The organism is Paenibacillus dendritiformis (genome assembly GCF_945605565.1).
In the GTDB taxonomy this organism is placed as follows: domain Bacteria; phylum Bacillota; class Bacilli; order Paenibacillales; family Paenibacillaceae; genus Paenibacillus_B; species Paenibacillus_B dendritiformis_A.
In genome coordinates, this window is the sequence record NZ_OX216966.1 from 640,942 (window position 1) to 659,725 (window position 18,784).

Sequence of the window (18,784 nt, forward strand, 5' to 3'; positions counted from 1 at the left end):
GCCAAATGTGAAAACGATGTCGAAATGGAACGGATGTCATTTTATAGTCGATTGCTATGTCTGAAGCGGGCGCTGCGCTGTATCCGTAACATGAAACCAAGGAGGGAAACATGATGCTGCAAGAAGAAAAAGTGTTCAAGGATCCGGTTCATAATTATGTGCATGTCCAAGATCGGACAATATGGGATCTGATCAATACGAGCGAATTTCAACGGCTGCGTCGGATCCGCCAGTTGGGGACTTCCTATTTCACGTTCCATGGGGCGGAGCATAGCCGCTTCTCCCATTCCCTCGGCGTATATGAGATTACGCGCCGGATCATTTCTCAATTCGAACGGAACCGGTATGCGGATTGGCCGGAAGAAGAAGGACTGCTCGCCCTGTGTGCCGCCCTGCTGCATGATGTGGGACACGGCCCGTTCTCCCATTCGATCGAAGAGGCCTTCGGCATGTTCCACGAGGACTGGACCTGCCGTATTATATTGGAAGATACTGAGATCCGCCGCGTGCTGGCGAGGATCGATCCCGGGTTCCCGGAGAAGGTGGCATCCGTCATTCGCAAATCGTATGCATCCCCGATTGTCGTTAACCTTGTGTCCGGACCGCTTGATGCTGATCGGATGGATTATTTGCTGCGGGATGCCTATTTCACCGGCGTCAATTATGGCACCTTCGATCTTGATCGGATCTTGAGGCTTCTGCGCCCGCATAAGGGGCGCATCGTCGTGAAGGAGAGCGGCATGCATGCGGTGGAGCATTACTTGCTCTCCCGTTATGAGATGTACTGGCAGGTATACTTCCATCCGGTGACCCGCAGCTCCGAGATGCTGCTGCGGCATATCTTCAAGCGGGCGGCGGAGTTGTACCGGGAAGGGTTTGCTTTTCGATTCTTTTTGCCGCCGCTTACCTCGCTGTTCGAGGGGACGATTGGGACCTCGGATTATCTGCAGCTGGATGAAGCCCTGGTCCAGACGACGTTCATGCAGTGGCGCCTGGAGAAGGATGAGCGGTTGGCCGACTTGTGCGAGCGGTTCATGGAGCGTAAACTATACAAATATATTGAGACGGATCAGCTGGACAAAGCGACGGAGCGCCGGCTGTCCCAAATATGGACGGAAGCGGGACTGGATCCGGAGTACGACTTGATGTTCGATTCGCCTTCGGACAATCCGTACGATGTGTACCGGGTAGGCGATGAGCCGACGCAGCAGCATATTTTGCTGCTTGATCCGTATGGCCGCGTGATGGAGCTGTCGAAGAAATCGGATATTGTCCGCTCGATCAGCGGCATCCGGAGAGGGAAGCATTATATTTACTTTCCGAAGGACAAGCTGGAAGCGGTCCAGCATGCGCTGCCTGCTGATGTGCGGCAGTTGTTCCTGTCCGGCGAGATTGGATAACGGCTGCCTGCCGCTTCATCTCTGGAGGGCGGGAAGCGATCCCGAACGGCAGCAAGCCGGACGTTCATTCGGGAAGATAAGCATACCATCATCATGAAGGAGTGACTTCGATGTTATTTGATACGCATACCCATTTAGATAATGAGGCTTTTGACGCCGACCGGGAAGAGATCATCACCCGCGCCTTCGAGCAGGGAGTCACGAGAATGGTGAACGTAGGGTTCAACCGGGAGACGATCCCGACGACGATGGCATTGGCGGAGAAATACGAATTTATTTACGCCGCCGTGGGATGGCATCCAACCGATGCCATCACAATGAAGCCGGAGGATATGCAGTGGATTGCCGATCTGACAGAGCATGACAAGGTAGTTGCCATCGGGGAGATCGGGCTGGACTACCATTGGGACACGTCTCCTAAGGATGTGCAACAGCGCGTGTTCCGGGATCAGATCGGGCTGGCCCGCGAGCTGAAGCTGCCGATTATTATTCATAATCGCGACGCCCATGAGGATGTCGTCCGCATTTTGCGCGAAGAGAAGGCGAGCGAGGTGGGCGGCATCATGCACTCGTTCTCCGGAAGCTGGGAGACGGCCAAAATGTGCCTTGACATGGGATTCTATATTTCATTTGGCGGACCGATCACGTTCAAGAACGCGAAGCAGCCGAAGGAAGTGCTCGTCCGCATACCGGATGACCGGTTGCTGGTCGAGACGGACTCCCCATATTTAACGCCGCATCCATTTCGAGGAAAGCGAAATGAGTCTGCTTATGTTCGTCTCGTTGCCGAAGCGGCAGCCGAATTGAAAGGAATGGAATTTGAAGAAATTTGCAGAATGACGACTGAAAATGCTTTGACATGTTTTGACATACGATGAAAATCGATGAAAAACCGATGAAATAAAGATGTAGGCCACCAAATAAGTGGATTCTATTGAGAAAATGCGAAATTGTTACTTTTTTTTAACCCTTTTTCGCTTAAAACGGAATTGATACTGTCTTTACAAGGTGATTACAAACACGATATGATTTCTCACAGATGTTCGAAACGAAAACTTGAATATTGTTCCAACCAACCAGTATCGCTTAATCTCCTTGAGTGGAGAGCGGGGGAACCAAATGGCGTGTTGGCGGTGCATCTATGGCATGGCTGAACGCGTGGATTGATTCCTTGGGGTGAATTCGGTGCAGCCGAGCCATGAGCCGGTTCGCAGCGACAGGGCGACTCTCACAGCCCGAACCCGACAGCTAACCTCGTCAGCGTACGGAGAGAGGGGTCCTCGTGCGTCCTTAACTGATGACGTTTGGGTTTCAATGAGAAGCCATGATCAAGAGTCGCCTCTTACACTAGGCTTCTTTTGTTTTTCTCGAAATCTTCTTTTTTTGAATAAAGAAAAGAAAGACGTCATAGGTGTAAGGAACAGGAGGTGAGGAACAACCGTTACTGGTGTTGGTGCGAAGGAACCGCAAGGTTGCTTCGTAAACATTCTTCAAATAGTCGCGTCAGCCAGAAATCATGCGTAACACTCGACGGCGGGACTATGTAAGGAGGACCGAGAAGTGGGACAGCTCGTTCAAGACGAAACCCATGAACCCCGATCATCCAGCATGTCGCTCGCAATGCGATGGAAGCATGAAAATGTTCGTATCGTCTCTGTCATCATCGTTATGGCGGTTGTAATTACCTTGATAGCCGTATTATTTCAATACAACGCGTCCAAGAAGACGCTGTCCGTCTACGTGGATGGACGGGAAGAAGCTTTGGTAACCCGGGAATCGATGCTGCGCGATGTTTTGGATGAGCACGCGATAGCCGTTGGGGCCCATGATGTGGTATCGAAGCCGTTGGATTCTGACATCGCCGATGGTGATCGGGTCATCATCGAGCGCGCCAAGCCGGTGAATATCGTGATGGGCGGCAAGAAGGCAACGCACTACACGACGAAGAAATCAGTCAACGAAGCATTGATCGCTTTGAATATACCCGTCAAGCCGGAGGATAAGGTCATCCCTCAAAAAGAGACCGCCGTATCGCAAAATATGGATATCCGGATTATCGACGTCCGCAAAAATGTGGAGGAGCGAAAAGTAAAAGTCCCGTTCCGGACGGTAAAAAAAGCCGATCCGACCTTAACGAAAGGGAAGACCAAGACCGTGCAAAAAGGCCAGGAAGGCCTGGTCATTCAGAAAATCGAGAAGGTTTACGAGGACGGCAAGCTCGTGTACTCCAAAATGGTGGACAAAAAGGTCAAAACGAAGCAAGTAAACCAAGTTGTGGCGTACGGCACCAAAAAAGAGCCGGAAGTCGCCGTGCTGTCCGTCAGCGGGGGTAGCAAGTCTGGCGGAAGCGTTGATTTCAATTATAAAAAAGTGCTTAAAAATGTGGAATTGACCGCCTATACCGAACAGGAGGGCTCTGCAGGGTCGAAGACCGCCTCCGGCGCGATCGTATCCGAAGGCCGCACCATCGCCGTCGATCCGGACGTGATTCCGCTCGGCTGGTGGGTGTACATTGAAGGCATCGGATTCCGCCGCGCAGAAGATACCGGCGGCGCAGTCAAGGGCAACATCATTGACGTATACTTCGATAGCAGCAGCACCGTCCGCAAATTCGGCCGCAAACACGGATTTACTGTATATGTTATCGGTCCGGTGAAGCCGGAATTGAATTAAGGCGGCATTATAACATATAGTAAGATATAACGTTTTATGTCATTCTAAGAAGAGGGGTTTCCCTCTTCTTTTGTGTTTTTTACATAGAGGCGCCAGCGGGGACCGGAGAGGAGCAGCAGTTGTGATTCGAGAAGTGATCGTCGTGGAAGGGAAAGATGATACGGTAGCCATTCAGCGGGCCGTGGAGGCCGATACAATCGAGACGGGAGGCTCGGCCGTCAGCGAGATGACGATACGGCGCATCGCCTTGGCACAGGAGCGCCGGGGCGTGATTATATTTACCGATCCGGATCATGCCGGGGAACGGATTCGGAAGAAGATCGCGGAGCGGGTCCCTGGCTGCAAGCACGCATTCCTGCCGCGGCATGAGGCGATAGCCAAGAGAGACCTCGGCGTAGAGAACGCATCGCCGGACGCGATTCGCGCGGCGCTCGCCCAAGTACGGACCGAGATGCCGTCGGCCCATGCGGAGCTCGCCTGGGCGGACCTTGCGGAAGCGGGCTTGACGATCCAGATCGGCGCGGCCGAACGCCGGAACCGGCTGGGGGAGATTCTCGGCATCGGATATTGCAATGCGAAGCAGCTGCTTAAGCGATGCCGCATGTTCCAGATCGGCCGAGCGGAGTTCGAGGCTGCACTGGCAAGACTGGACGAGCAGGAGGCTTCGGAACATAGCGTAACGGGTATGGAAGGAGAACGACAGAATGAACAAGCCTTCGATTGATATCGCAACGCCATCGAGGACGAAGGAGATTGTGCGCAAGCACGGATTTGCTTTTAAGAAAAGCCTCGGTCAAAATTTTTTGGTCGATATGAATATTATGCGGCGCATCGTCGATGCAGCCGAGCTGGACAGCGCCACAGGCGCGTTGGAGATCGGGCCGGGGATCGGAGCACTGACGGAGCAGTTGGCGCAGCAGGCGGGGCAAGTGGCGGCCGTGGAGATTGATCAGCGCCTCATCCCGATTCTGGGCGAAGTGCTGGAGCCGTACCCGAATGTGCGGGTTGTTCACGGGGATGTGCTGAAGGTCGACCTGGGCGAGCTGTTCCGGGAACAGTTCCAGGCCATGAACAAGGTCAGTGTTGTGGCCAATTTGCCTTACTACGTAACGACCCCGATACTGATGAGGCTGCTGGAGGAACGGCTCCCGCTCAAAAACATCGTCGTCATGATTCAGAAGGAAGTGGCCGAACGGATGGCGGCCCGACCCGGGACGAAGGAGTACGGCAGCTTGAGCGCGGCGGTTCAATATTTCAGCGAACCGCAGGTGGTATGCACCGTGCCTCCGTCCGTATTTATCCCGCAGCCGAATGTGGAGTCGGCCGTCATCAAGCTGCGTATCCGGGAGCAGCCCCCGGTAGAGGCGAAGGACGAAGCGCTCCTGTTAGAGGTTATCCAGGGGGCTTTTGCCCAACGGAGGAAGACCTTGTGGAACAATATGAAGGCCAAATACGGCACGGCATGGGGAACGGAGCTGCTCAGCCAGGCGTTCGCAGAGGCGGACATCGATCCGAACCGCCGGGGAGAGACGCTGTCGCTTGAAGAATTCGCCCGCTTCAGCAATGTGCTGTATGAGCGGTTCAAGGACGGGAAGGATGCTGCATCCCCAAATCAATGAGCACCAAATGATGCATCTGCCCATAGGATGGTCGAAGAGAGGTGATCGATCCTATGAAGCAAGGAGATTTGGTCGTACGCAAGTCCTATGGCGGCGATATTACGTTCCGTGTGGAGATGGTCCATCAAGACAAGGCGATCATCAAAGGCACGGATTACCGTCTGATCGCCGACTCGCCGATTCATGATCTGGTGAGGGTGCCTGAGTCGACCGTCAAGCGCCGCACACGACAAGCCCACATCAAGATGCTGGAGTCGGTGGAAGCGCTCGAAGAGAAGAACAGAAGACAATCGGAACGGCAGCAGGCCGAGATTTCAATGGCTGATCCAGTCCATTCATCGGCTTATTTCGAAATGCCCGGCAAGGTGTTACACTTGGACGGAGATCCGAATTATTTACAGAAAAGCTTGGCGATCTACCGGCAGCTGCGGGTGCCTGCGGAGGGCCATTATGTGTCGGAGGCGAGCATGGCAGACGCTCTGTACCGCCTGCTTCCGGTGGTCCAGCCCGACATTGTGGTGTTGACAGGTCATGACGGCGTGCTCAAGCAGCTGAAGCAGCGGGATCTGTACAATTTGCAAAGCTACAAAAACTCCCAGAACTTCGTCAATGCCGTTCACATTGCCAGACAGTTCGAACGCCATCTCGATCTGATGACGATTGTGGCGGGTGCATGCCAGTCCCATTTCGAAGCGCTGCTCCAGGCGGGGGCCAACTTCGCCAGCTCTCCGGGGCGGATTATGATTCACGCGCTTGATCCGGTCTATGTGGCGGTAAGGGCCTCCTACACCTCGGTCAAAGACACGGTCAAGATCGGGGAAATCTCGCCTCATACGATGTCGGGAATCGATGGGGTCGGCGGAATTGAGACAAGAGGAAGCTACCGAATCGGCATGCCGAAATGGAAAGATTTATCGAATTTAAAAGTTACACCGTCCGTTATTTGAATAAAAAACGAATTTTTATCATATGTTATACACTTTGGGCAAAAAAACACATTGACATTAATTTAAACTTGTTGTTATAATTATTTGTTGATTTGACAAAACCTCTGGAATTGTTTATAATGGACAAGGAAAGAGGTGGTGGCTGAAATGGCGAGAAACGCGCTGTTTGAAATTCGACGCTGTCTTGAAGCTCATGTAGGGCAGAAGATTATGCTTCGTGCGAATGGAGGCCGTCGTAAGACAATCGAACGCACGGGCGTGTTAGAAGAGACCTACCCTTCTGTATTTATTGTCAAGTTGGACCAGGATCAGAACGCATTTAAGCGTGTATCCTACAGCTATGCAGATATATTAACAGATACGGTCGAAGTAACCGTATGCGCCGAAAACGGCGAGATGAAGATTGAATATGTTCGCGGCTGAGCGAACTGGATGGCAGTCCTTCGGGGCTGCCTTTTTGTTATTCCATATTTCGGATCGCCATCGAACGAATAACCGTCCGGCGAACAATCCACATTATAGACATACCGCGTGCGCGGGAGCATGCGGCGAATTGCACAATACCCATGAATCCGGAAGGGTTCTTGCGAGGAGGTATGGCGATGGGCCGGAGAAGACGCAGCAGCTTCATGTCCGAGGAGTTGAAGACGGAGCTGGCCAAAGATCTGGGCTTCTATGACACCGTTCAGGAGTACGGATGGGGTGCCATTCGTGCCAAGGACGCCGGAGATATGGTCAAGCGTGCCATTCAACTTGCCGAGCAAGCGGCAGCCAAGAAATCATGATCCTTCCTCTTCATTCCGAGCGAGCAGGCGCACTTCACCTGCTCGTTTTTTTGTGACGGCGCGCGCTCCGGCCGGCGCGAATGACTTGGCCAGTAGAGTCTGTTATAATAACCTAAGCGATCCGTAGGATAAAGAAGGGTGAACGTGAGTGAAGGTATACGAGAAAGCGCCGGCCAAAATCAATTTGCTGCTGGACGTGCTGAGAAAGCGCAGCGACGGTTATCACGAAGTAGAGATGGTCATGACCATGGTCGATTTGGCGGATCGTCTTGAGATGGAGGAGCTGCCGCGCGACACCATTATCATTTCCAGCCAGGCGGGCTTCATTCCGCTGGATGAGAAGAACCTGGCGTTTCAGGCGGCGAAGCTGATTAAGGAACGGTACGAAGTGAAGCAGGGCGTATATATTCACCTGGATAAAAAAATTCCCGTTGCCGCCGGATTGGCGGGCGGCAGCAGCGACGCGGCGGCGGCGCTGCGGGGGCTGAACCGGCTGTGGCGGCTCGGCATCCCGGATGAGGAGCTGCAAGCGCTCGGGGCGGAGCTCGGCTCGGACGTGCCCTTCTGCGTCACCGGAGGAACGGCCATCGCGAGCGGGAGAGGAGAGCGGCTACAGCCGATAGCGAACCCGCCGCAGTGCTGGGTTATTCTGGCCAAGCCGCCGATCAATGTGTCCACCGCGGATATTTACGGCCGCTTGCGCGCGGATAGAATTACGGAGCATCCCTCTCTGGCTGATATGGTACAGGCCATCGACGGGCATGACTTCTATGGGGTGTGCCGCTCGCTTGGCAATGTGCTGGAGGACGTGACGCTGCCTCTGTATCCCGAGGTGCAGCAGCTGAAGGATGCAATGGTGAAACTAGGCGCCGACGGCGTCCTGATGTCCGGCAGCGGGCCAACCGTATTCGGGCTCGTGTCGAGGGAGTCGAAGATAGCGAGGATTTATAACGGACTGAGAGGCTTCTGCAAGGAAGTGTATGCGGTACGCCTGCTCGGTTCACGGCAGGGGAGCTGACGCCGCGGAGCGGGATGCGCTGGCACGAGCGGGCGCCTTCGGCTCGGCGTGCGGCCCCACCGCCTTGACATATTGATAAATTGTTGATAATGGACGTACATTCATGTAATATTTACATTATAATATTCGGTTTTTGTGAGCGAGGAGTCACGATGAAAAAAATGAAGCGCAGCGCCCGCTTGGTTGAAATGACGCAATACCTGATGACGAAGCCCCATACGCTCATTCCACTCACGACCTTCGCTGAACGGTATGGTGCGGCCAAATCGTCCATCAGCGAAGATCTGGCGATTATCAAGGAAGTGTTCGAAGAGGAAGGAACGGGGGAACTGCTTACCCTTGCCGGAGCGGCCGGGGGCGTGAAATTCATGCCCAAATGCGGTCCGGACAAGGCTCTTCCTGTCATCGAGGAATTATGCACCGTCATGGAGCAGCCTGACCGCGTGCTGCCCGGCGGTTACTTCTACATTACGGATATACTTGGCCAACCGGCGCTCATGAATGATATCGGGCGCATGTTCGCTTCCGCGTTCGCAGGGCGCGAGATCGACGTCGTCATGACTGTAGAGACGAAGGGAATCCCGATCGCCTACGCGACGGCCGCGCATCTCAACCTGCCGGTGGTGCTGGTGCGCCGGGACCATGTCGTCACGGAAGGATCGGCCGTCAGCATTAATTATGTATCCGGCTCGCATAAGAGCATTCATACGATGACATTGGCCCGGCGGGCGTTGAAGGAGCGTTCGCGCGTCTTGATCGTGGACGATTTCATGCGCGCGGGCGGAACGGTTCACGGCATGATCGAGCTGCTGCATGAGTTCAATGCGATGGTGGCCGGTGTCGGCGTCCTGGTCGAATCTGAAGACGTTTCGAAGGAAGAACGGCTGCTTCACGATTACGTGTCGCTGGTCCGGGTTGGAACGAAGGACCCAGGCGGTCGTCAGTTGGTTGTTCAGCCGGGCAATTATTTCGATGGAATGAAGTAAGAAGTGAGAGGCAGTTCAAAAAGTCCGCTTTTGATCACGAAGAGAAACAGCCTTTTTGAACATGCATGACAACATGCATTAAAAGGAGGAAACGCCATGTCTGAAAAAATAGTTCCTGTAGCGACGAAAGAGGCTCCTGCAGCAATAGGTCCCTATTCGCAAGCGGTGCAATGGGGCAATCTCGTATTTACCTCTGGTCAAATACCGCTGACTGCGGAAGGCCAGCTAGTGGAGGGCGGCATCGAGGAACAGACGCATCAAGTATTCCGCAATTTGAAGGCCGTGCTGGAGGAGGCAGGAACCTCTTTGGACAAGGTGCTCAAGGCGACCGTGTTCCTCAAGGATATGAATCAATTCACTCAAATCAACGCCATCTATGAAGCTTATTTCGGATCGCATAAGCCGGCTCGCTCCACCGTTGAAGTGGCGCGGCTGCCAAAAGATGTGCTTGTCGAAATCGAACTAATCGCTACGATTTAGATCGAAGCATGTCGAAACGGCTAAAGAGCGTTAAAAATTTCAAAAAAAAGCGCTTTTTGTGGCAAAATTAAGAAGGATTTTAGTTGCGCGTGTGGAATTATACACCAAGTCTTGATGGAAAAAGGTGGTGAACACACGTGCAAATTACTGATGTAAGACTCCGCCGCGTCAACACAGAGGGGAGAATGAAAGCAATCGCTTCCATTACGATTGATAATGAGTTTGTCGTTCACGACATTCGCGTTATCGATGGTAACAACGGCATGTTCGTTGCCATGCCAAGCAAACGGACGCCGGACGGCGAATTCCGCGATATTGCGCATCCAATTTCATCTGCAACACGCGAGAAAATTCAAGCTGCGGTACTGTCTGAATACGAGCGTGCGGCGACGGAAGAGGAAGTTATTGAAGAAGGCGCGTAAGCGTCTGGGTAATTATGGGGTTGCAAAGAAAGAGAGCCAATCATAGGGGGCTCTCTTTTCTTTTTGTTCATAATGAGATATATTCTTCTATGGAATCAAAGGGAGAGCAGGAGGTTGGACACTTTGAAAAGAATAGCCATTGTGCTTGCCGCCGGACAAGGCAAACGCATGAAGTCTAAGCTCTATAAAGTGCTTCATCCGGTGTGCGGCAAACCGATGGTGGGCCATGTACTCGATGCGGTGGAGCAGGTGCGCTGCGAACGCACTGTTGTCATTGTGGGGCATGGCGCCGAGGCGGTTCAAAGCTATCTGGGCGAACGGGCAGAGTTCGCGCTTCAAGCCGAGCAGCTTGGCACAGGACATGCCGTGAAGCAAGCCAAGGCGCTTCTGGACGGAGAGAAGGGAACGACTCTCGTCATTTGCGGTGACACTCCGCTAGTCACTTCCGAGACGCTTGCGCAGCTTATGGAGCTTCATGAAGGCGCACAAGCGTCGGCAACGATTTTGACGGCTGAACTGGATCAGCCGGCCGGATACGGCCGCGTGGTCCGCGGAACAGACGGTTCGGTCATGAAAATTGTTGAGCAGAAGGACTGCACGCCGGAAGAACAGCGCATCCGGGAGATTAACACGGGCACGTATTGCTTCGACAATGAGAAGCTGTTCGCTGCATTGGAGCAGATTACGAACCAGAACGCTCAGCAGGAATATTATTTGACTGACGTTATCGGTATTTTGAAATCGCAGGGGGAGATCGTGCAGGCGTACTGTACGGCCGACGAAGCCGAGTCCATTGGCGTCAACGATCGGTGTGCCCTCGCCGAGGCCGAACGGCTGATGCGGGAACGGATCAATAAGCGCCATATGGTGAATGGCGTGACGATTACGGATCCGGCGCAGACCTATATCGAAGCGGACGTCCGGATTGGCGCGGATACCGTCATTGAACCCGGCACGACGCTGCGGGGCAGTACGGTCATCGGGGAAGATTGCGTCATCGGCCCGAATAGCGATGTGACCGATTCGGTTATCCTTAATCGCGTGCACATCAAGCAATCGGTCCTGCAGGAGGCGGCCGTCGGCAGCGGCAGCTGCATCGGGCCATTTGCATACTTGCGTCCCGGCGCCAAGCTGGGAGAGGACGTGAAGGTCGGCGATTTCGTAGAGATTAAGAATGCTTCTCTGGATGATCATGCCAAAGTATCGCATTTAAGCTATATAGGGGATGCGAAGGTAGGGAAGAATGTCAATATCGGTTGCGGCGCGATTACCGTCAACTATGACGGACATAATAAATCCGTTACCGAGATCGGAGACGACGCGTTCATTGGCAGCAACGTCAATCTGATCGCCCCGGTCAAGGTTGGGGATGGAGCATATGTCGTCGCCGGTTCAACCATTACGCATGATATCCCTGCCGGCGATCTCGCCATTGCCCGTGAGCGGCAGACGAATAAGCCGGGTTACGCGGACAAGATTCGTGCCCGCGCTAAGGCAAAAAAAGAACGGAACTCCTAATGATAACAGTTGCATTAAGCTCCCGTAAAGGGTAGCATTAAGTTGATAGACTTGAACGCGCATTGCCATTAACGGAAATGTAGAACTTCAATGAACAAGAACCGGCACGGAGGGTTATTCAAAATCATGACGTATTGTGATTCCAAGTTGAAAATATTCACTTGCAACTCCAATCCAAAATTGGCGCATCAAATCGCCGAGTACATCGGCATTCCTATGGGGGATGCCGTGACGACGAGCTTCAGCGACGGCGAGATTCAGATCAAGCTCTCCGAGAGCGTTCGCGGCTGCGACGTCTATGTCGTACAATCGACATGCGATCCGGTGAACGACAGTCTGATGGAACTGCTTGTCATGGTCGACGCACTCAAGCGCGCGTCCGCCAAGAGCATTAATGTCGTCATTCCTTATTACGGCTATGCGAGACAAGATCGCAAGGCCCGTTCCCGCGATCCGATTACAGCGAAGCTGGTAGCCAATCTGATTGAGACGGCAGGCGCACACCGCGTCATTACGATGGATTTGCACGCAACACAGATTCAAGGATTTTTCGATATCCCGGTGGACCATTTGCTGGGAGTGCCTATTCTGGCCCAATACTTCCGCTCCAAGCAGCTGGAAAATATTGTGGTCGTATCGCCGGATCATGGCGGCGTCGTACGCGCCCGCAAGCTGGCCGACTTCCTGAATGCGCCGCTGGCGATTATCGATAAGCGCCGTCCAGAGCCGAATGTGAGCGAGGTCATGAACATTATCGGCGATATCAAAGGCAAGACCGCGATCATCATCGATGACATCATCGATACGGCGGGCACGATCGTGCTCGGTGCCAACGCGTTGGTGAAGGCGGGCGTGAAGGATGTGTATGCTTGCTGTACACACCCGGTCCTGTCCGGTCCAGCGATGGAACGATTGGAGAATTCGCCATTCAAAGAAGTGATTGTGACGGATACGATTCCAATCAAGCATGAGAATCCTTCCAGCAAATTGCAAGTGCTGTCGGTTGCTCCGTTAATGGGTGAAGCCATTATTCGCGTTCATGAAGAATTGTCCATCAGCAAGCTGTTCGAGATTGAATAAGAACAGCGTTCGCGTATGTCGCAACGTTACTTGGGGAAATAATCACAAGTAGTCTGAATAGTAAGGGTTACGTCTTTGACCATCGGTCAGAGAAGTAACCCTTATCGGCATTGATAAAGGAGGAGCCGTCTTGAAATGGATTGTAGGGCTCGGGAACCCGGGCATGCAGTACGCGTCCACCCGCCACAATATCGGCTTCATGGCGGTAGACAGGCTGGCGGAGCGCCATCAGATTCAGGTGCGCGACAGCAAATGCAAAGCCCTGGTTGGCGAAGGGCGCGTCGGCACGGAGAAAATCGTGCTCATTAAGCCGATGACCTATATGAATCTATCAGGCGAAGCGGTACGAGCCTATATGGATTATTACAAGGCCGATCCGGCAGACTTGATCGTATTGTATGATGATATGGATACCGAGCTCGGCAAGGTCCGCCTGCGGTATCAAGGAAGCTCCGGCGGGCACAACGGCATCAAGTCGCTGATTCAGCATTTGGGCACGCAGACGTTCAACCGGGTGCGCATGGGCATCTCCCGTCCGCAGCCGGGACGCGAGATCGTGGATTACGTCCTGTCGCCCTTCGCCAAGGCCGAGCGCGACAAGCTGGAGGAGGCCATTGACAAAACCTGCGATGCGGTCGAATTCGCGCTGACCCATCCTTTTGATCAGACCATGGCCAAATTTAACGGGTAACCGGCTAAATCGGCCCTATCCGGGACATACTGAGTAACTGAATCGGTATAATCTCGCGATAGGGGGCATATACATGTCTGTGAATTATGTCTGCAAACATTGTCATACGTTAATCGGGCGCGTCGAAGGGAGCGAGATCGACGAGACGAGACTCGGCTTTCATCTGCTGACTGAGGCAGAGCGCCATGAATATATTAAGGTTCATACCAATGGAGACGTAACGGTGCGAATGACTTGCGATTTTTGTACAGAAGCGATCCAGATGCACCCCGAATTGTCCTTGCTGTCATCGCCTTTGCAATGACAGCTTGTTGCATGCGGACATACGTCAGCCTTGGCTTGCCGCCGAGGCTTATTTTGGATGGACCGAATACTATAACCCTGAAAATATGATTACGCGGGTAAGAAAGAGAGGCCTGTCCTGTGTTAAACGCACTCATGAAAGCATTATCTGGAGAGCGGGATATCGACTCCATCGTCGAAGGCATTCGCAGTGGGATGAAGGAGCAACTGGTATCCGGCCTGGCCGGTTCGACGCGGCAGGTCATGATGGCTGCTCTGCATCATCAGTTGGAGCGGCCCCTGCTGGTCGTAACGCACAATATGTTCTCTGCGCAGAAGGTGGCGGAGGATCTGCAAGAATGCTTGTCATCAGACCAAGTATTGTTGTACCCGGCGAATGAGCTGGTCGCTGCGGAAGCGGCCATATCCAGTCCGGAAGTGATTGCACAGCGGATAGAGGCACTGACTGGCATCGCCCGCGGATTCCGCGGGATCGTCGTAACCCCGTATGCGGGGCTGCGGCGGTTTTTGCCTGCCCGGGAGACAATGGCATCCTCTCATTTGTCCATCGCCGTGGGCGACGAGGTGAAGCTAAATTCCTTCCTCGAGTCCCTGGTCTTTCTCGGCTATGAGCGGGCCGAACGGGTGGAAGCGGCTGGAGAATTCAGTGTCCGTGGCGGCATCGTCGACCTTTACCCGCTGACATCACCTTATCCGTACCGGATCGAGTGGTTCGACGACGAGATTGATTCGATCCGTTCCTTCGATGCGGCCGATCAGCGTTCGGTGGAGAAGCTGAAGCAGTTGAATATCCCCCCGGCCAAGGAATGGATTGCCGACACAACACGCTTCGCCCAGGCGGCAGAAGCGGCTTCCGCACGTCTGGAGGAGCAGCTCGCCCGAATGACCGACCGTCAGGTGAAGGAGAAGCTGCAGCAGGAGATTGGTCACGATATCGAGCGGCTGCGGGGCGCTTCCTATTTCAGTGAAATGTACAAATACGTATCGCTGCTCTATCCGGAGCGGCATACGCTCTATGACTATATGCCGCAGGATACGCTGCTTCTGATAGACGAGCCGGCCCGGGTCATGGAGACGGCCAAGCAACTGGAACGCGATGAAGCGGAGTGGAGCACGCATCTGCTGCAGAATGGCAAATCGCTGCCGTCGCTGGAGCTGGGCCTCACTGCTGACGCGGCCATGGGCAAGCGCCCGTTCCAGACGCTGTTCATGGCGCTGTTCCTGCGCCAGGTGCCGCACACCCAGCCGCAGAACATTGTCAATGTCATGTGCCGAACGATGCAGAATTTCCATGGGCAGATGAATGTGCTCAAGGCAGAGATGGAACGGTGGAAAAAAGCGGGGGCGAATGTCATCATTCTGGCTAACGGCCCCGAGCGGGTAGAACGGGTGCGCCGGGTGCTGCAGGACTACCAGATTCCGGAGCCGACGATTATGACCGGCAATCTGCAGTCGGGCTTCGAGCTGCCTTCCATCCATCTCGTCGTTATCACCGAAGGCGAGATGTTCTCCCAGAAGCAGCGCAAGTCGCGGCGCGCCGACGCAAGCATGAAGCTGGACAATGCGGAGCGAATCCGCAACTATACCGAGCTGAAAATCGGCGATTATGTCGTCCATCAAAATCATGGCATCGGCAAATATATCGGCATCGGCACGTTGGAGATCAACGGCATTCATAAAGACTATCTGCATATTATGTATGCCGGCGGCGACAAGCTGTCCGTACCGGTCGATCAGCTCCATCTCATTCAGCGCTATGTCAGTTCGGAGGAGAAGGAGCCGAAAATATACAAGCTGGGCGGAACAGAATGGACCAAGGTCAAAAACAAGGTCCGTTCATCCGTCAAGGATATTGCCGACGATCTGATTAAGCTGTATGCCGCTAGACAAGCCTCGTCCGGATATGCCTTCGATAAGGATACGCCGGAGCAGCAGGAATTCGAAGATCTGTTCCCGTATGAAGAGACGCGGGATCAGCTGCGGGCGATCGTCGAGATTAAGAAGGATATGGAGCTGCCACGGCCGATGGATCGGCTGTTGTGCGGCGACGTCGGCTACGGCAAGACCGAGGTCGCGGTGCGCGCCGCCTTCAAGGCGGCTATCGAAGGCAAGCAGGTGGCGATTCTCGTGCCGACGACGATCCTGGCGCAGCAGCATTACGAGACGTTCCGCGAGCGCTTCGCGGACTATCCGTTCAATATTCAGGTGATGAGCCGGTTCCGATCGCGCAAAGATCAGAACGAGACGATCAAGGGATTGAAGACGGGGGTCGTCGATGTGGTCATCGGGACGCACCGCCTGCTCTCTCAAGATGTCGTGTTCAAGGAGCTCGGATTGCTGATCGTGGATGAAGAGCAGCGCTTCGGCGTCACCCACAAGGAGAAGCTGAAGAAGCTGAAGACGAATGTGGACGTGCTGACGCTGACGGCCACGCCGATACCGCGCACGCTTCATATGTCGATGCTCGGCGTGCGTGACTTGTCTGTCATCGAGACGCCGCCGGAGAACCGCTTCCCGGTTCAGACGTACGTGCTGGAATACAGTGATTCGCTGGTGAGAGAAGCGATAGAACGCGAGTTGTCCCGCGACGGCCAAGTGTACTTCCTGTTCAACCGGGTACAGGGCATCCATCAGATGGCGGACCATATCAAGATGCTGGTGCCGGAAGCGAAGGTGGCGGTAAGCCACGGCCAGATGTCGGAGACGGAGCTGGAGAAGACGATTCTCGACTTCCTCGACGGAGAGTACGACGTGCTGGTCAGCACGAGCATTATCGAGACCGGGGTGGACATCCCGAATGTCAATACGCTCATCGTGCATGACGCGGACAAGATGGGCCTGTCCCAGCTGTATCAGCTGCGCGGGCGCGTCGGACGCTCGAACCGGATCGCCTATGCGTACTTCACGTACCAGCGCGACAAAGTATTGAACGAGGTCGCGGAGAAGCGTCTTCAAGCGATCAAGGAGTTCACCGAGCTCGGGTCCGGCTTCAAGATCGCGATGCGCGACCTGTCGATCCGGGGGGCGGGCAATCTGCTGGGCGCGGAGCAGCATGGATTCATCGCTTCGGTCGGCTTCGATCTGTACTCGCAGATGCTTGCGGATGAGATCAACAAGCGCAAAGCCGAGCTGGACGGGGTCGCCATTCGCGACCAGCAGGAGCTGTCAACGCTCATCGATCTCAATATCGACGCCTATTTGCCGCCGAATTATATTTATGATAGTATTCAGAAGATCGAGATCTACAAAAAGGTTGCCGGTCTCGCCTCATTGGAGGAAGTCGAAGAATTGCGCGATGAACTCATCGATCGCTTTGGTGAACCGCCGCTTGCCGTCTTGCAGCTGCTTGCCGTCGCACGGCTGAAGCTGCATGCGAAGCAGTATGGATTGGAATCCATCGTGCAGCGCGGGGATACGGTCACCATGAAGGTCCACCCTTCGGCTGAACCATGGCTTGACCGTAAGAAGCTGGCAACGATTGCGGCCCGAATCGATCGGCGCATCGTCGTCGATCGCGAAGCGCATGGCACCGTGAAAATCAATGCGCGCGGGTTGGATGGGATGCAGCTGCTGATGCAATTGGAGCAGTTCATGCTTGAAGCTACAGATGCGATCAAAGCGAAGGGAGAATTACAACATGTTGCAAAATAAACAGACGCGCTCCAAAAAATGGATGCTGCTCGCGCTGTCTGCCGTGTTGACGCTGTCCGTCCTGGCGGGATGCGGCAAGAAAGATACAACGGCGGCACCGAAGGATGGAAGCAAAGTCGTAGCTACCTATGAAGGCGGAGAAGTTACCGAGGACCAATTCAAGAAGGAAATGGCCACCATGCTCGTGTTCTATCCCGAGTATGAGCAAATTATCGGCATGGATCAGTTCCAGGAATATTTCTTGAAGCAGCAGATCGCTTACTTGTATCTGGAGGGCAAAGCGTCCGACAAGGCGAAGAAGACGGGCGGAGAGAAGGCCAAGGAACAGCTGGACTTGATGAAAACGCAGGCAGGCGATGACGAGTTCAAGAAGATTCTGGATGCCCAAAAGCTGACCGAAGCCGACGTGACAGCGTACATGACCCGGATTTTGACGGTCGTTCAAGATTTCAATGACAAGGTCACCGATGAGCAACTGAAGTCCGAGTTCGAGAAGAACAAGAAGGACTTGACTGTGGCGACCGTTCGCCACGTGCTGATCGGCTTTCAGGATAAGAACGGAAAAGAACGCAAAAAAGAAGATGCGCTTAAGCTGGCCAAAGATATCCAAGCCCGTCTGAAGAAAGGCGAGGACTTCGCAAAGGTAGCCAAGGAACATTCGGATGACACCGGATCGGCGGAGAACGGCGGCCTGTACAAGGATAAGGCAGTAGGCGGTTGGGTACCTCAATTCAAGGAGGCGGCCTTGACGCTGCCGATCAACGAGATCAGCGAGCCGGTCGAGACCGACTACGGCTACCATGTGATGCGGGTCGAAGCTCGTGCGGAGAAAACGTTCGACAAGCTGACCGACACCGAGAAGACGTCCCTGCGGACCGGTGCCGCATCGGAATTGATGAACGACTTCATGGAAAAAGACCTGGAGAAGCTCATCAAGGAGATCAATCTGCCGAAGACCGAAGAGAAGCCGGACGCATCCAAGGAAGAGCAGCCGACTGACACGACAGACGAGAATAAGGACACGAAGCAGGACGATAAGAAAACCGAGACGCCACAAGACAACAACGCGGCAACAGACAAGAAAGAGGACAAGGCGGAAGGCACGAAATAAAGCGATTCACCAGCTGCGGCTGTCCCCGATGTCGGGGACGGCCCTTTTTTTGCGCCTGACTAGGGATAAAGACCTAGGACAAGCTTCGATTCGACAAAAA

The 18,784-nt window shown here is 54.1% G+C and carries 18 protein-coding genes and 1 riboswitch; all 18 genes read left to right on the forward strand.

Translation table 11 applies throughout. From position 1 onward, the window contains the following. The first annotated feature begins 113 nt into the window (after positions 1-113). The 18 genes from NNL35_RS02745 (at position 114) to NNL35_RS02830 (ending at position 18,684) form a co-directional block, all read left to right on the forward strand. On the forward strand, positions 114-1,400 hold the full coding sequence (locus NNL35_RS02745; RefSeq protein WP_254552914.1) for an HD domain-containing protein: 1,287 nt from the start codon (positions 114-116) through the stop codon (positions 1,398-1,400). 110 nt (positions 1,401-1,510) lie between these two features. Further along, positions 1,511-2,278 (forward strand): TatD family hydrolase, encoded by a 768-nt coding sequence (locus tag NNL35_RS02750; RefSeq protein WP_006678198.1) that lies wholly within the window; start codon positions 1,511-1,513, stop codon positions 2,276-2,278. A gap of 195 nt (positions 2,279-2,473) precedes the next feature. Then, a riboswitch (cyclic di-AMP (ydaO/yuaA leader) is annotated at positions 2,474-2,679 on the forward strand. A 281-nt stretch (positions 2,680-2,960) separates the two neighbouring features. Further along, a complete protein-coding gene (locus NNL35_RS02755) occupies positions 2,961-4,073 on the forward strand; it encodes a resuscitation-promoting factor (protein ID WP_006678199.1) in 1,113 nt (370 codons plus the stop codon). Positions 4,074-4,194: 121 nt separating this feature from the next. Then, positions 4,195-4,797: a ribonuclease M5 gene (gene rnmV, locus NNL35_RS02760; protein ID WP_006678200.1), complete on the forward strand. Its 603-nt coding sequence runs from the start codon at positions 4,195-4,197 to the stop codon at positions 4,795-4,797. Next, positions 4,778-5,692 carry a 16S rRNA (adenine(1518)-N(6)/adenine(1519)-N(6))-dimethyltransferase RsmA gene (gene rsmA, locus NNL35_RS02765; protein WP_254552915.1) on the forward strand — a complete coding sequence of 305 codons (915 nt, stop codon included), beginning with the start codon at positions 4,778-4,780 and terminating at the stop codon, positions 5,690-5,692. The genes rnmV and rsmA overlap by 20 nt, the downstream gene beginning before the upstream one ends. 53 nt (positions 5,693-5,745) lie before the next feature. Continuing rightward, a complete protein-coding gene (gene yabG, locus NNL35_RS02770) occupies positions 5,746-6,639 on the forward strand; it encodes a sporulation peptidase YabG (RefSeq protein WP_040732311.1) in 894 nt (297 codons plus the stop codon). Positions 6,640-6,786: 147 nt separating this feature from the next. Next, complete coding sequence (veg, locus tag NNL35_RS02775; RefSeq protein ID WP_006678203.1) at positions 6,787-7,062, forward strand: biofilm formation stimulator Veg; 276 nt, start codon at positions 6,787-6,789, stop codon at positions 7,060-7,062. Between the two features lie 179 nt (positions 7,063-7,241). Continuing rightward, complete coding sequence (locus tag NNL35_RS02780) at positions 7,242-7,424, forward strand: alpha/beta-type small acid-soluble spore protein (RefSeq protein WP_006678204.1); 183 nt, start codon at positions 7,242-7,244, stop codon at positions 7,422-7,424. Positions 7,425-7,572: 148 nt separating this feature from the next. Next, a complete protein-coding gene (ispE, locus tag NNL35_RS02785; protein WP_006678205.1) occupies positions 7,573-8,442 on the forward strand; it encodes a 4-(cytidine 5'-diphospho)-2-C-methyl-D-erythritol kinase in 870 nt (289 codons plus the stop codon). A gap of 152 nt (positions 8,443-8,594) precedes the next feature. After that, a complete protein-coding gene (purR, locus tag NNL35_RS02790) occupies positions 8,595-9,428 on the forward strand; it encodes a pur operon repressor (RefSeq protein WP_040732322.1) in 834 nt (277 codons plus the stop codon). A gap of 96 nt (positions 9,429-9,524) precedes the next feature. After that, the gene (locus NNL35_RS02795; RefSeq protein ID WP_006678207.1) at positions 9,525-9,908 is read left to right on the forward strand and encodes a RidA family protein; all 384 of its coding nucleotides are present in this window, start codon (positions 9,525-9,527) and stop codon (positions 9,906-9,908) included. Between the two features lie 137 nt (positions 9,909-10,045). Then, entirely contained in the window at positions 10,046-10,330 is a 285-nt protein-coding gene (spoVG, locus tag NNL35_RS02800) for a septation regulator SpoVG (RefSeq protein WP_006678208.1), read from the forward strand. Between the two features lie 123 nt (positions 10,331-10,453). Next, positions 10,454-11,848, forward strand: coding sequence for a bifunctional UDP-N-acetylglucosamine diphosphorylase/glucosamine-1-phosphate N-acetyltransferase GlmU (gene glmU / locus NNL35_RS02805; protein ID WP_006678209.1), 1,395 nt, complete (start codon positions 10,454-10,456; stop codon positions 11,846-11,848). Between the two features lie 126 nt (positions 11,849-11,974). Beyond that, the gene (locus tag NNL35_RS02810) at positions 11,975-12,928 is read left to right on the forward strand and encodes a ribose-phosphate diphosphokinase (protein WP_006678210.1); all 954 of its coding nucleotides are present in this window, start codon (positions 11,975-11,977) and stop codon (positions 12,926-12,928) included. 130 nt (positions 12,929-13,058) lie between these two features. Beyond that, a complete protein-coding gene (gene pth / locus NNL35_RS02815; RefSeq protein ID WP_006678211.1) occupies positions 13,059-13,619 on the forward strand; it encodes an aminoacyl-tRNA hydrolase in 561 nt (186 codons plus the stop codon). Positions 13,620-13,692: 73 nt separating this feature from the next. After that, positions 13,693-13,923 (forward strand): anti-sigma-F factor Fin, encoded by a 231-nt coding sequence (locus NNL35_RS02820; protein ID WP_006678212.1) that lies wholly within the window; start codon positions 13,693-13,695, stop codon positions 13,921-13,923. 119 nt (positions 13,924-14,042) lie between these two features. Further along, entirely contained in the window at positions 14,043-17,573 is a 3,531-nt protein-coding gene (mfd, locus tag NNL35_RS02825; protein WP_006678213.1) for a transcription-repair coupling factor, read from the forward strand. After that, positions 17,560-18,684: a peptidylprolyl isomerase gene (locus NNL35_RS02830; protein ID WP_006678214.1), complete on the forward strand. Its 1,125-nt coding sequence runs from the start codon at positions 17,560-17,562 to the stop codon at positions 18,682-18,684. The genes mfd and NNL35_RS02830 overlap by 14 nt, the downstream gene beginning before the upstream one ends. Positions 18,685-18,784: the final 100 nt, after the last annotated feature.

Excerpts from the sequence above, each read along its gene's own strand:
- NNL35_RS02780 (WP_006678204.1), top strand. The coding sequence starts at position 7,242 with ATGGGCCGGAGAAGACGCAGCAGCTTCATGTCCGAGGAGTTGAAGACG.
- NNL35_RS02750 (WP_006678198.1), top strand. The coding sequence starts at position 1,511 with ATGTTATTTGATACGCATACCCATTTAGATAATGAGGCTTTTGACGCC.
- NNL35_RS02810 (WP_006678210.1), top strand. The coding sequence starts at position 11,975 with ATGACGTATTGTGATTCCAAGTTGAAAATATTCACTTGCAACTCCAAT.
- rsmA (WP_254552915.1), top strand. The coding sequence starts at position 4,778 with ATGAACAAGCCTTCGATTGATATCGCAACGCCATCGAGGACGAAGGAG.
- veg (WP_006678203.1), top strand. The coding sequence starts at position 6,787 with ATGGCGAGAAACGCGCTGTTTGAAATTCGACGCTGTCTTGAAGCTCAT.
- NNL35_RS02745 (WP_254552914.1), top strand. The coding sequence starts at position 114 with ATGCTGCAAGAAGAAAAAGTGTTCAAGGATCCGGTTCATAATTATGTG.
- NNL35_RS02830 (WP_006678214.1), top strand. The coding sequence starts at position 17,560 with ATGTTGCAAAATAAACAGACGCGCTCCAAAAAATGGATGCTGCTCGCG.
- purR (WP_040732322.1), top strand. The coding sequence starts at position 8,595 with ATGAAAAAAATGAAGCGCAGCGCCCGCTTGGTTGAAATGACGCAATAC.
- NNL35_RS02820 (WP_006678212.1), top strand. The coding sequence starts at position 13,693 with ATGTCTGTGAATTATGTCTGCAAACATTGTCATACGTTAATCGGGCGC.
- NNL35_RS02795 (WP_006678207.1), top strand. The coding sequence starts at position 9,525 with ATGTCTGAAAAAATAGTTCCTGTAGCGACGAAAGAGGCTCCTGCAGCA.
- yabG (WP_040732311.1), top strand. The coding sequence starts at position 5,746 with ATGAAGCAAGGAGATTTGGTCGTACGCAAGTCCTATGGCGGCGATATT.